The organism is Brachyspira aalborgi, from assembly GCF_008016455.1.
Lineage (GTDB): Bacteria > Spirochaetota > Brachyspiria > Brachyspirales > Brachyspiraceae > Brachyspira > Brachyspira aalborgi.
The window spans coordinates 1324880-1338938 of sequence record NZ_SAXU01000001.1 but is presented as its reverse complement, the minus strand read 5'-3'; the positions used below and the strand labels follow the sequence as shown (position 1 = coordinate 1338938).

The following is a 14059-nucleotide window of genomic DNA, read 5'->3' as shown; positions in this document are numbered from 1 at the left end:
ATTATAATAAGTAAAATACGATAATATTATTTAATTAAGGAAATTTTATGTCAAAAACTATAAGATTAATTTATCCTCAATGGCAAGGCGGAGTTATCTCTAATTGTATACCCGAGCTTTCAGAAGAGGATTCTTCAAGAGGATATTATTTGGGAGCGCAATTATTAAATACGCTCGCTCCGAAAAACGACTTTCAGGAAACTTTTGAAGTTCCAATTTCTATGGATATAAGCAAAAGAGAGATAAAAAACGGAATTATGGATTATGATTTTATTCTTAATCAAAGCAAAGAAGCTCTTAAAATACTTGAAAAAAATAATCCCGATAAAATAATAGTATTCGGCGGAGAATGTTCCGTAAGCGTAATTCCTTTTACTTTTCTTAATAAAAAATATAATAACGATATCGCTATAATTTGGATTGACGCTCATCCTGATATTACTCTTCCAAACGATTCTTATGCAGGATATCATGCAATGGCTTTAACGGCTTGTATAGGTGAAGGCGATAAAAATATAATGTCCGCTCTTCCAAGCAAAATAGACGCTTCAAAAATTTTATTGGTTGGAATAAGAGATTGGGAGAGAGAAGAGATAAAATTAAGACAACAAAAATACGGAATTAAACATTTGACTCCTAAAGAAGTTTCTAAAAATAGCGACTTAATAATAAAATGGCTTAAAGAATGCGGCGCTTCAAAAGTTTTAATTCATTTTGATTTGGATGTCCTCGAACCTAAAGAATTAATAGCGGCTGTCGGAGTCGTTGAAAACGGAATGAAAATAAAAGAAGTAGTTAGAGTTATAAACGATATCGCTAAAGAAAAAGAAATTGTAGGTTTAACTATAGCGGAACATATCCCGAGAGTTGAGATTATGATAAAAAATATTCTTGATAGATTGCCTTTAATTAATTAAAAATTTATTTAATTTATTTCTATTAAACTAATTTAAGATTAATTTTTTAAGTTGATAAAATTAACCCATTTATTATATAATTCTTTAATTTTATTATCTAAATAACTTATAGCTTTCTCTTTTATATCTTCGGGAATTCCGTAGGAGGCTTCTGCAATGCTTCCCGTAATTGCAGCAAGAGTATCGCTATCGCCTCCGATTGAAATTGCATTTCTTATTGCGTCTTCAAAATTTTCGCTTTCCAAAAATGAAACTATGGCTTGAGGAACGGTTTTTTGACAACTTTCATTAAAAGCGTAAGAAGGACGAATTTCATTTAGAGTAAAATTTAAATCGTATTTATATTTATTTTGTATATAATCTTTAAGTTTATTTTTATATTCTTCAATAGCGTTTTTTGATTTTCCATGACGCATAAAAAATATTGACGATGCCGTAGCTTGCGCTCCTTTTATTCCTTCGGGATGATTATGCGTAACTTCGGCGGATTTTTTAGCCAAATCTTCCGTTAATTTTAATCCTTCTTCAAAAGGTTCGCTTAATTTTGCAACCCAGCCGCATGGAGACACTCGCATCGCAGAACCGTTTCCCCAGCTGTTATAAGGCTCGGAATTTTCGGATTTAAGCCATCTTCTAAAAGAACGCCCATAACTTTTATCAATATAATCGACTCCCCATTTTTTCATTGACAAAATAAAATTTTCGGGTTTAGCACCGTTTATAATGGCGTCCGCAATCGCTACAGTCATAACCGTATCGTCCGTAAAAAACATTTCGTTTGTAAATAGATTAAAATCTTTTGTTTTAATATTGTCGAATTCGTATATAGAACCGACAATATCTCCAATTATAGCTCCAAGCATATTTTCTCCATGTAATTTAATCGCTTTATCATATCATAAATTAAAATATTTTAAAATGATAAATTATTGAAATTCGTTTTTGATTTTTTCCTTAAAATCATTTTCCGATTTTTCAATTTCCTTTTTAAAGTCGTTAATATTTTCAAAATTTTCTTTGTTTGATTTTTTATTTGGTATTAAGAAAGCGTATTTAAAAATTGAAGGACTATAATCTTCCAAAATGTTTTTATTATATTCTCTATTTAAAATTCCTATATTGTCAAAACTAAATTCTTTATTTTCCGAAGGATAAACGAAACCTCCGATTTTAGCGCCCAAAGTATAAACATAAGAAATTATTTGATGTTTATCATTTCTATCGATATCTTTATTTTCTAATCTTTTATATTTAGTATCTAATACAATATTTTTTTCATTATTTATTTTATAAAAATCTGGAAAAACTTCCCAATCTTTTTCTAATAAATTTATTCCACCTTTTCCAGTTTTATTTTCAGGATGTTTAAAATTCAAATCTTTTAATATCGTCCAAATATATTCTTCCCAAAGATAAGCGCCGTCAAATAAAATGCCGTAAATTTTATTTTCTTCTCGTCCGTATTTTAATTCTTCATGCCTTAATATTTGAATGCATATTTTTCTTAAAGGTTCGTATTCGTAAAAATATGGATGATTTAATTTTTTTAGATTTTTATTTATTATACTTTGTCTTTTATTTTTATCGTATCTTTTAGTCGCTTCAATTATTTGAAATACTCCGCTTTTTATATCTTCGTTTATATTTAAAATTCCTCTGCTTTTCGTGTTTATATATTCTATCGTATGTCTTATTAATTGAGTTATATTATTGTCATAGCTATATTCTCTCGTATTATATGCAATCTTTCCATTGAAAGGAATATTATTTTTTATATGTCGATTTATATCAATAACGCCTCTAACATTTGCATCGTTATATTTTCTCTTTTGATAGCTTTTAAAAATTCCTTGTCTAATCGCTTTTTGAAATAAATCAAGAAACATATAAATCAAAAAATCAAAAGAATCGTCTTTATTGGTAGAATGTTGCAAATCAAATATATTTAAACATAAAACTTTTTGCAGCATATAGTGAAGAAAATAATCATTTTCGTTTGAAGCAAATCTTGAAGTAATTTTTATTTGAGTATCGTTATAGCCTATAAAACCCATTAAATTATTTGTTAATATTTTATCATTATAAATATTAAAAATAGTTTTACTTTTGTCAATATCTTTACTTTTATTTAAATCGCTTGGAAATATCAATAAATTATCGTTTTCTATTATATTTTTTATAGTTCTGTGAGATATTTTTTCTAATGAATTTATATCTTCTTCTGAAATAGTTTCTTCGGTTTCAAAATATTTTAAATCGTTAATCGCATGACTTCTATTATCTATTAATGGAATGCATTTCATTATTATACCTAATTTAATTTATTATTCTTCAATAATTTCTTTCTTCAGCTTATCAATAATATCTTTTTGGTTTGGCATTCCTCTCGTATATTCAAATAAAATAATATTTAAGTGATTTTCCCATAACTTTTTAAAAGCCTCTTTTTTATTATTATCTTTATAATAATTATTTAATTTTAAGAAATAGGAAGCTCCGATATTATAAGCGTCAGATAATTCTTGCGTATTTGATATCGCTTCGTTTAATTTATTCATTTTTTCTTTAGCGCTTTGAATTATATCGGCGTCAATTTTATTTTCCCATTTATATTCGTCAAGCATATTTTGAGTGTCTTCGGCTTTAATCTCTTTCCAAGCGAATCGTCTACGCATAGCGAAATCCATACTTTCAACGCTTCTGTCAATATCGTTCATAGTTCCGATTATATAAACATTTTCGGGAATATAAAAACCGTCTTTAAACTGGTCTCCATCCTCGATTAAATTTGCGTATTGAGTTTGGACTTTTCCTTTTTCCCCTCTATAGCCAGAATCAACCGAAAAGAATAATTCGCCAAAAATTTTTGAAATTTCGCCTCTGTTTATTTCGTCTATTATAAATACAAAATCTCTCTTTTCTACTTCTTGAACCGTTATATTATTTTTTTCTTGTTCTATTTTTTCATTATATTTATCATAAAATGATTTTAAAAAACCGTAAATATATGTATGATAGCCTTTTACATTTAGAGTATCAACAAAATCTTTGTATTTCCATTCGTTTGGTTTTTTAGAAACAAATTTTTTATAATAATCTGCTATTAAATCTAATTTATTATTAAATTTATATTCATTGCCATTTTTAGTTTTTACGGTGTAGTCTAATTCCGCTTCACTTTTATTGTAATTTATTTCTATAATAGGTGCAGCAATTCCTCCGCCTATTCCATGTATTTTATATCCTTCGCTATTATCAGCTATTTCTACACTTACATCATTATAAAAATCTTCTAAATATTTTTTTATAATTTCATCATAATTTAAAGTAGTAATATCTTTTTGACTATCTTTTAAATTTTTAAGAGCTTTTTTACAGAAAGCTTTAAAAACTCCGTCTTTTCTTTCAAAACCAATATTTCCGTTATCGTTTTTAGGGCGCAAACCTTCCACAAAATCTGTATAATCGTAGGAAGGATGGAATTGCACGAATGCGCATTGTTCTTTAAAATTAATATCATTTTCAACGCTTTCGTCATAATCTTTATTTAATATTATTTTGGAAGCTACTTGTTTAGCCAAGTAGGTTTTGCCCGTTCCCGGCGCTCCCGTTAAGATTAGGTTTTTATTTTGAATTAATAATTCTTTTATTTCTTCTTTCATTTTTTCTCCAGAATATTTTTTTATTAATTTGTCAATTTTATTTATAATATCTTCGTTACTTTTAATAGGTTTGCATCTGTCTATTGCCGCTGGATATTTAAAACAATCTTCTTCCGATAATTTAAATAATTTTACTTTTACCGCTAATACCGTTTCATCTACAGCATAGTCAAACTGTTCCAATTCCTCATCTGAAAAATTAATTCCTAAATTATTTAAAGAGTTAAAATCTTCTTCTGCAATACCTACAGCCTTTACTTCAGTCCCTTCTTTAATAGCTATTTTTGTATCTTTCTTAAATTTTTTCTTATAATTATTTACTTTGTCTAAAGAGCCTAGCCCTGCAAACGCCACTTTATGATTTAAAAATATATTAAGAAGTGGCTTTTTTTTCTCTCCCCATTTACTACCAAAATAAATATATTCGCTCAACTTAATAAATGCTCCTTTACAATGAAAACATAATTATAAATAAATTTAATTTTAATATAAGTTTGTAAAAATTTCTTGCCATATAAAAATCCTAAAATTATATAGATATATTATATATTAAAAAAATTATATTTCAATTTTACGAAGATATATTAATTATTTCTAAAAAATTATTTATAGTTATAATTGTATATAATTTTTATTTCATTAAATAATCAATAAAACTTTGCGGTAAATATACATTGTCGTATTTGTCTTTAATCGCTTCTTTGAATAAAGGCGCTATATCCGAAACTTTAAAGCCCGCTATTCCGCAACCTATTTCTGTAACCAAAAATTTTTTATCTTTATTTTCTTTCGTAAATTCTAAAAATTTATCGACATATTCTTTTATACTTTCGATTGACATTTTACCGCTCTTTGTATAATCAACCGTAGGAATTGCAAAAGTTTTTCCTTGAAGTCCGAAAGGTTTTCCGTAAATTGCGCCAAAGTTCATTGCCATTTTTGCCGCTCCTCCGCCATGCGCTCCTTGCGTATTGCTTCCAAAAACAAATATTTCATTATCTGCCAATTTGTCTATATATCTTGCCGATACTCTTTTCATGATATTTTCTCCTAAATTTTTATTTTAAAATCTTTAAAATATGTATGATATGTATTATATAACGGCATTTTTATTTATGCAATGCGAATTTTTTTAAAAAAATGGGTTAAAAAGTATTGACATTTTTTTTTTTAATGCTATAATTGATAAACAAAAGATTAAAAAGTTCTTTGAAATATGGATAGCAGAAGCAATTTAAGAAAAACAAACACAACTGGTGTAGAACTTAAATAGTTCAAAAGACCCAAAGTTACAATTTGTAACAATTTCTTGCATAAGTAAATCATTACTCGATAGAGTGATAAAATAATTTGAGTATGGAGAGTTTGATTCTGGCTCAGAGCGAACGTTGGCGATGCGTCTTAAGCATGCAAGTCGAGCGGGCTTATTCGGGCAACTGGATAAGTTAGCGGCGAACTGGTGAGTAACACGTAGGTAATCTGCCGTAGAGTGGGGGATAACCCATGGAAACATGGACTAATACCGCATATACTCTTGACGCTAAAGCGTAGTAGAGGAAAGGAGCAATCCGCTTTACGATGAGCCTGCGGCCTATTAGCCTGTTGGTGAGATAAAAGCCCACCAAAGCTACGATAGGTAGCCGACCTGAGAGGGTGACCGGCCACATTGGGACTGAGATACGGCCCAGACTCCTACGGGAGGCAGCAGCTGAGAATCTTCCACAATGGACGAAAGTCTGATGGAGCGACATCGCGTGAGGGATGAAGGCCTTCGGGTTGTAAACCTTGGAAATTATCGAAGAATGAGTGACAGTAGATAATGTAAGCCTCGGCTAACTACGTGCCAGCAGCCGCGGTAATACGTAGGAGGCAAACGTTGCTCGGATTTACTGGGCGTAAAGGGTGAGTAGGCGGAACTATAAGTCTAAGGTGAAATATCGAAGCTCAACTTCGGAAACGCCTCGGATACTGTGGTTCTTGGATATTGTAGGGGATGATGGAATTCTCGGTGTAGCGGTGGAATGTATAGATATCGAGAAGAACACCTATAGCGAAGGCAGTCATCTGGGCATTTATCGACGCTGAATCACGAAAGCTGGGGGAGCAAACAGGCTTAGATACCCTGGTAGTCCCAGCCGTAAACGTTGCACACTAGGTGCTCCTATTAAAATAGGCGTGCCGTAGCTAACGTCTTAAGTGTGCCGCCTGAGGAGTATGCCCGCAAGGGTGAAACTCAAAGAAATTGACGGGTCCCCGCACAAGTGGTGGAGCATGTGGTTTAATTCGATGATACGCGAAAAACCTTACCTGGGTTTGAATTGTTAGATGAATGATATAGAGATATGTCAGACCGCAAGGACATTTAACATAGGTGCTGCATGGCTGTCGTCAGCTCGTGTCGTGAGATGTTGGGTTAAGTCCCGCAACGAGCGCAACCCTTACCCTTTGTTGCTACCGAGTAATGTCGGGCACTCTTAGGGGACCGCCTACGTTTAAGTAGGAGGAAGGTGGGGATGATGTCAAGTCCTCATGGCCCTTATGTCCAGGGCTACACACGTGCTACAATGGCAATTACAAAGAGAAGCGAGACCGCGAGGTGGAGCAAATCTCAAAAAAGTTGCCTCAGTTCGGATTGGAGTCTGAAACTCGACTCCATGAAGTTGGAATCACTAGTAATCGTAGATCAGAACGCTACGGTGAATACGTTCCCGGGGATTGTACACACCGCCCGTCACGCCATCGGAGTTGGTTTTACCTGAAGTCGTTAGCCTAACCGCAAGGAGGGCGGCGCCGAAGGTGGGACTGATGATGAGGGTGAAGTCGTAACAAGGCAGCCGTACCGGAAGGTGTGGCTGGATCACCTCCTTTATTCGGAGATGTCCGACTTAAATCTTACTGCTATTCATATTTGAAAGCATTTTTTATATCTTAACTCATATTAACCAGCTTTATGGCTGGTTTTTATTTTTAATAATATAATTATTATGAATATCAATCAGGCTTTAAATTATTATTCAAAAAAATTAATCGAAATTACAAAAGATTATAAAATCGCTTATATTGAAACTCAAATTTTAATTTCACATTCTCTTAATTTGAGCAAAACAAAACTTATTTCAAATGCGCTTATAGAATTAAACGAAAATGAAATTAATAGAATTGAAACTCTTATAAATAGAAGACTTAATTTTGAGCCTATAGCATATATTACAAATAAAAAAGAATTTTACGGAATTGATTTTTATGTCAATAATTCCGTTCTTATTCCGAGAGTCGAAACGGAAGAGATTATTGACTTGATTAAAGAATATATTGATAAAAAAAATAAAAAATTTTCTGTTTGCGATATAGGAGCGGGATGCGGAAATATTGCTATAACTTTAAAAAAACTTTTTGAAAATGCAGATATAACCGCTATTGAAATAAGCGAAAAAGCTATGCAAGTTATAAAAAAAAATTGCGAGAATATTTTGCAAAATAAAAATTTAATAAATATAATAAATGCGGACGCTTTAAGTTTTACTCCCAAAAATAAATTTGATATAATAGTTTCAAATCCTCCTTATGTCGCTTTGAAAGATAAAGATAATTTGCAAAGAGATTTAAATTTTGAGCCTGAAAACGCTTTATATTCTGGTTATGACGGAATGGATTTTTACAGAAATTTTTTTAATATTATAGATAGATATTTAAAATATAACGGTGCTTTTTTCTTTGAAATTGGATTTAATCAAGGAAAAGAATTAATTAATATATGCGAAAGTTTTAATATAAAAAATGCAGAGATTAAGAAAGATTTGAGCGGTAAGGATAGATTTTTGATTTGTCATAATTATATTGCAAATAAAAAATTATATTAATTATTTTAAGTATTTCATTTTATAGATAATATAATCAATCGTAAAAATTAATTAAAGTTTAATACGCTTTAAAGCTTCGTAAGAAATTATAGCCGCAGAATTAGAAAGATTAATTGAACGAACTTTACCCGTCATTGGAATATAAATCGAATTATCTAAATTATTTTCCCATAAAGATTCTCTTAAACCCGAACTCTCTCTTCCAAAAAGAAATATATCTTTATTTGAATAATCAAATTTATCGAATCTTATATTTCCGAATTTTGAAACGGGAACTATTCTCAAATTATTTTTTTTAGAATATTCCAAAAAAGTATTTTCGTTTTCATGTTTTATAAGATTTAAATTTTCCCAATAATCCAATCCCGCCCGCCTTATCTCTTTTGAACTTAAAATAAAAGAAGGTTTTGAGACGATATGCAAAGTTATTCCAAGCCCAACGCATAGCCTTCCAATATTTCCCGTATTTGCGGGTATTTCAGGACGATAGAGAGCGATTGATATATTAAAATTATTAAAAATTTCTTCTTTGTATTTTTCCATAAAAAATATTATTCTATTTATTAAATAATTTTTGAATAAAAAAAGGGAATTGCAAAAATCAATCCCCTCTTATTTTTTATTTATAATAAATTAATTGTCTTTTGTATTTTTTTCACTATTGCTTTTAGATTCTTCACCTTTGGCTATAATCGCGCTTTCGTCTTTTACGGGTTCGGGTTTAGGAATTAAAGTATGCAATAAAGTATAGGCTACAGCGACATTTTCTTCTCCCGAATCGGATATTACTCTAAAAGACATTAAAGAAGAATATCTACTTCCTCCGTAAGCGTATTTAAAATTTATCTCTGCAGTTTCGCCCGCTTCTATATTTATAGTGTCGTAATCAAGAGCTATAGCCGATAACGCTTGAGATAAATCCGTTTTTATAGAAACATTTTTTTGTTGTTTTGAAGTTCTATTAACTATAGTCAAAATTCCAGTTCTGCTTTTCTCGTCAAGTTTAACGCTAACATTAAAAGGATTTTCAGAATATTTTTCTTCTATTCTTGAAACTATCGAAGCGTTTATATTAGCCCATTCTCTTATAGTATTTCCATAGCCTTTATATTTGGACCATAACATTCTTGAAATATCATGAAAGAATACTCCTCTTATTCTACTGCTTCTATTAAATTTCGCTTCCGATTCGTAAACTCTCTTCATATATTCTAATTCGGGTCTTAAACTTCCATCTTGAAGTCTATTATCAATCATATTGCCGACTAAAGTATTATATTCTCCCGATAAATATCTGGGCCAACTTGCAAGCATACCGACATGCTGCGCTCTGTTCGCTTCGTATATCATAACCGCATCATAATCTATTCCCGCATCAAAAAACATATAAGGGTCCTGTCCATGTTCTTGCCCTTGCGCCCAACCTAAAGTGAAAGCCCATAATTTTTTCTTTATTCCCGATTCTTTTATTTGTTTTATTATTAAAGATTCTTTATGCGCTCTAAACCATCGCCATTTCATTCCAATTTCTTTTTTTCCTCTGTTAACTGCAAGCCATCTCATTCTCGCTTGTTTATTCATTGTATTCCAATTAGCGGGAACATAAATGCCCGTAAGCTCTACCATTTCATCAACCATTTCATAACCGTCAACTTCTCCCGTTCTTATAAAATCCAATCCGACATAAGAAATATTTGGGTTAGAATCGTATCTTTTTAAAATATCTATTATATCTTGAACTCTTTTAGTATCGGCTAAAGATATATGTCTGCTTTCAACCAAACTTTTTGTTTCAGAATTATAACCTATTGAAACATCGTATCCTCCTTTTCTCGCTCCGCCTCCTGCGGCAAAATAACTCATAACATAAGCGCCAAGTTCAACATTTCCTTTTTTCTTGCTAGACGCTAAATTTTCAATATTTTTAATCATATCTTTTGACCAAGGCTCGTCAGAGTTAATGCCTTTTGTCCAGCCCGTAGTTTGTCCGCCTATAGCCCAAAATATATCGCATTTCATATATCTTATCCAATCGTATATAGCATCGTAAGTTGTTAACTCTCCCGTTTCAACGCTCGGCACTTTTTTTGTTGTTAAATCTATAGCATATTCTAAAGTCGCTATTTTTTTAGTTTCTTTTGCAGGCGGCGATTGTCTTCCTTTTACGGTAAAATCTTTAGTATATCCGTATATTCCTTTTGCAGTTTGAACTAAAACTACGGCTTGATATTCTCCTAAAGTTCCGCCGAAAGGATGCAAATAAGTTCCTTTATATTGAGAGTTTTGAACTTTAAATACATTTATAGCGTATCTATCGTCTCCGTTCTTTTTTACAATTTTATCCGATTTATATCTAACATATATGCTTATATTTTTTATAAAATCTCCCGTGTATATTGAAGCGTTTATTACAACGGGTTCGTATCTGAAAACAGAAATTTTAGACAAATCTATAGAAACTCTCGGCGCTTCTCTATTTCTTGAATTTCTTATAGCCGTATTAACCGCTTCGCTTAATTTATCCGCAGCGGAATCCGTATTATTTGCAGAAAATACTAAAGCGGGCAAAACATTTGGATTTGGCATATTTCCGTTTAATTCGTTTTCGCTTAATAATAATTCTTGATTCAAAAGTTCTATTTTATTGTCGGCGCTTATATTTTCTTTAAAATAAAAATCTTCCAAATCTACAGCTAAATCGTAATCGTATATAGGTTTTACTGTAGCTAAAGAAAGCGAGTCGGGATTATACATATCTATTCTACGAAATTTATTGTCTTCGTCTAATTTATATTGAGTAGATTCGTTATTATAATTTATTATGGCTATTCTTTCGCTGATTCCAAAAGTCAATAATATAAGCGAAACTGAAATTAATAATAATATAGTCGTGGCTAATATGCTTTTTTTCATTTTTAAAATTATTCCTTTATTTATATTTTAATTATATATTTTCTCTCGTATGTTTAGGATGTTTAGGATGTTTGTCAATTTGTTTTTTCAAATGTGAAGAATCAACATGAGTATATATTTCCGTTGTCGTTATATCCGAGTGTCCTAACATTCTTTGCACCGCTCTTAAATCCGCCCCATGCTGAATTAAATGCGTTGCAAAACTATGCCTAAAAGTATGAGGATGAATATTTTTTTCAACTCCGCTCTTTCTCATAGCCTCTTTTACTATTTTCCAAATTCCTACTCTTGAAATTTTATCTCCTCTAAAATTTAAAAATAATTCGTTGGTATCTTTACCTTTTACTAAAATTACTCTGCTTGTATTTATGTATCTTTTAAGTATATCTAAAGCGCTATCGTTAATTGGGACGATTCTCTCTCTCTTGCCTTTTCCAAATATTCTTAAATATTTTCCTTCAAAAGATATATCTTCAATTTTCAAAGAACAAATTTCGCTTACTCTTAAGCCCGAAGAATACATAAGCTCAAAAATAGCCTTATCTCTCAAGCCTTTATCGGTTTTTTCGTTATGAACAGAAATTAAATTTTCAACTTCAAGCGATGTAAGAGATTCGGGCAAATTTCTTTTTAATCTTATAATCTCCAAATTATCGGTTGGATTTTTTGTAATATAATTTTCCATTACCAAAAATTTATAGAGATTAACAACGCTAACTTTATTTCTTGCCACAGTTCTAGATTTTGCGCCTTGTTCTTTTCTTTCGTCTAAAAATTTTTCAATATCGCTTCTGCTAACTTTTAATACGCTTTTTTTATTTCTGCTTAAAAAATCGAGATATATCGCTAAATCTCTGCCATAGGATTCAAGAGTATTTAAAGATAAGCCCTTTTCCACTCTCTCGTAGTTTAAATACATTGATAGTATTTCTTTGTCTGAAATCTGCTTTACTGACATTGAAAATTGCCTCTTAAATTAAATATATACATAATAAAGTCAACATAAAAATTTTATAGTATTTTGTTGACTTATATATATTATCGACAATGTCCGCTATTTATTTAAACATAATATCTATTATTAAGATAATAAAAAATAAAAAAATTTGTTTAAATTTTTTAAGCAAATTAAATAAAAATTGCTCCGTAAATATAAATTATTTAAGAAGCAATTTTTTTAATTATTTTTTAATATTTTTAATTTTATTATAAATTATATTTGCACATCGGCGTCATAATTGATTCCGTTGAAACCGAAACCATGCAAATGCAAATATTCGTCTCTAAATTGATTTAAGTCGGCGTTCGCTTTTAAAGTGTCGTTATCTTTTACTTTATTCCAAGATTCCAAAACTTCTTTTTGAACATCGTCTCTTAATTCCCAATCGTCTAATCTTAATCTATGTTTTTCGTCCAATATCGCGCCTTTTCCTGAAAATAATTTTTCGTTAAACTGTCTATACATTTGCTCTATACAACCTTCATGAATTCCTTTATCTTTCATTATTTTGAATAGAATGCTTATATATAAAGGCATGGCGGGAATAACGGCGGACGCTCTCGTGACAACGGCTTTTGCCACGCTAACATAAGCATGTCCTTTGAGTTTATCTTGCATCATTTTATCAAGTTTAATTGCAGTTTCTTCCAAATCGTCTTTTGCTTTTCCGATTGTTCCGTCTCTGTATATGGCTTTAGTTATTTCAGGACCGATATAAGAATAGGCTAAAGTTAAAGCGTTTTCTGAAAGCATATCGGCTTTAATTAAATCTTCAATCCATAAACTCCAATCTTCGCCTCCCATAACTTTTACTGTAGCTTTTATATCTTCTTCGGTAGCGGGTTCTATTTCCACATTTATAAGCTCTTCTTTCATGAAATCGACTCCGATTCCTTTATACTTTTGTCCTACAGGTTTTAAAGTGGAACGATAAGTTATATTTTCTTTTTCGTCCTTTCTTATTCCCGTAGCCAAACTATAAATTAGAATGTCGATTTTTCCGTCAAAGAATTCTTTAGCTTGCTTTATAATGCTTTCTTTTGAAGATTCTAAAAAAGCATCTCCCACAATAGTTTTTTCTTTTAGTCCGTCTCTTTTTGCAAACTCGCTGAAGGCTTGATTATTATACCATCCAGGAGTCGCCGTTTTTTCTTCGGTTGCCGCCCTTTCAAAAGAAACGCCCATAGTATTTGCATTTAAACCGTAAGCTAAAACTATTCTGCTTGCTAGTCCGTATCCGCCAGAAGCTCCAAGTATCAACGCATTTTTTATATTGGCGTTAATCTTTGGTTTAGATTTAACATAATTAATTTGATTTTCAACTTCTTGCCTGCAACCTAATGGGTGAGAAGTTCTGCATACATTATTAGATATTTGAGGTTTTACTATCATTTTTATACTCCTTTTAATAGTTTTTATTCTAAAATGTCCAGATAATAATACAATATAATAACATTTTTTGCAATAGTTTAATTGGTTAAGTGAATAGTATTTATAATAATTTATTTTGATTTAAGGCTATTTTTTAAAATTTAGTTTTATTAAAAAAGGAATTTTATTAAAAGCGGATTGCTTCGGCTAAATAGCATAGCAATGATAATATTTTTAAAAAAGTAATTGACAAAAATTAAAATTTGTCGTATATTTAAAGCAACAGGACCCCCAGCGCTTTTGCGGACATGGGGGACATTTTTTTTATATGGGGAA

At 30.9% G+C, this 14059-nt stretch carries 10 protein-coding genes and 1 rRNA gene; 3 read left to right on the top strand and 8 right to left on the bottom strand.

Annotated features, from left to right (window positions below; translation table 11 throughout):
• Positions 1 to 47 precede the first annotated feature (47 nt).
• Entirely contained in the window at positions 48 to 917 is an 870-nt protein-coding gene (locus EPJ79_RS06020; protein WP_147738810.1) for an arginase family protein, read from the top strand.
• A 38-nt stretch (positions 918 to 955) separates the two neighbouring features.
• Here EPJ79_RS06020 and EPJ79_RS06015 read toward each other — a convergent pair whose 3' ends face one another.
• The 4 genes from EPJ79_RS06015 to EPJ79_RS06000 all read right to left on the bottom strand — a co-directional run bounded on the left by EPJ79_RS06015 (position 956) and on the right by EPJ79_RS06000 (position 5618).
• Positions 956 to 1780 carry an ADP-ribosylglycohydrolase family protein gene (locus EPJ79_RS06015; protein ID WP_147738809.1) on the bottom strand — a complete coding sequence of 275 codons (825 nt, stop codon included), beginning with the start codon at positions 1778 to 1780 and terminating at the stop codon, positions 956 to 958.
• Between the two features lie 63 nt (positions 1781 to 1843).
• Positions 1844 to 3220: an McrC family protein gene (locus tag EPJ79_RS06010; RefSeq protein WP_147738808.1), complete on the bottom strand. Its 1377-nt coding sequence runs from the start codon at positions 3218 to 3220 to the stop codon at positions 1844 to 1846.
• Positions 3221 to 3241: 21 nt separating this feature from the next.
• The gene (locus tag EPJ79_RS11835) at positions 3242 to 5011 is read right to left on the bottom strand and encodes an AAA family ATPase (protein WP_244289076.1); all 1770 of its coding nucleotides are present in this window, start codon (positions 5009 to 5011) and stop codon (positions 3242 to 3244) included.
• Between the two features lie 199 nt (positions 5012 to 5210).
• Positions 5211 to 5618, bottom strand: coding sequence for an A1S_2505 family phage non-structural protein (locus tag EPJ79_RS06000; RefSeq protein WP_147738807.1), 408 nt, complete (start codon positions 5616 to 5618; stop codon positions 5211 to 5213).
• Between the two features lie 314 nt (positions 5619 to 5932).
• On the opposite strand from EPJ79_RS06000, the gene EPJ79_RS05995 reads away from it, so the two are divergent.
• Positions 5933 to 7447, top strand: a 16S ribosomal RNA gene (locus EPJ79_RS05995).
• Positions 7448 to 7563: 116 nt separating this feature from the next.
• Positions 7564 to 8439 carry a peptide chain release factor N(5)-glutamine methyltransferase gene (gene prmC, locus EPJ79_RS05990; RefSeq protein WP_147738806.1) on the top strand — a complete coding sequence of 292 codons (876 nt, stop codon included), beginning with the start codon at positions 7564 to 7566 and terminating at the stop codon, positions 8437 to 8439.
• Between the two features lie 51 nt (positions 8440 to 8490).
• Here the strand turns inward: prmC and EPJ79_RS05985 are convergent, their stop codons facing one another.
• From EPJ79_RS05985 to fabV, 4 genes are all read right to left on the bottom strand, one after another.
• Positions 8491 to 8982: a tRNA (cytidine(34)-2'-O)-methyltransferase gene (locus EPJ79_RS05985; RefSeq protein ID WP_147738805.1), complete on the bottom strand. Its 492-nt coding sequence runs from the start codon at positions 8980 to 8982 to the stop codon at positions 8491 to 8493.
• Between the two features lie 90 nt (positions 8983 to 9072).
• A complete protein-coding gene (locus EPJ79_RS05980) occupies positions 9073 to 11352 on the bottom strand; it encodes a hypothetical protein (protein ID WP_147529414.1) in 2280 nt (759 codons plus the stop codon).
• 31 nt (positions 11353 to 11383) lie between these two features.
• Positions 11384 to 12310: a site-specific tyrosine recombinase XerD gene (gene xerD, locus EPJ79_RS05975; RefSeq protein ID WP_147738804.1), complete on the bottom strand. Its 927-nt coding sequence runs from the start codon at positions 12308 to 12310 to the stop codon at positions 11384 to 11386.
• 255 nt (positions 12311 to 12565) lie between these two features.
• A complete protein-coding gene (gene fabV, locus EPJ79_RS05970; RefSeq protein WP_147738803.1) occupies positions 12566 to 13744 on the bottom strand; it encodes an enoyl-ACP reductase FabV in 1179 nt (392 codons plus the stop codon).
• Between the last annotated feature and the right edge of the window lie 315 nt (positions 13745 to 14059).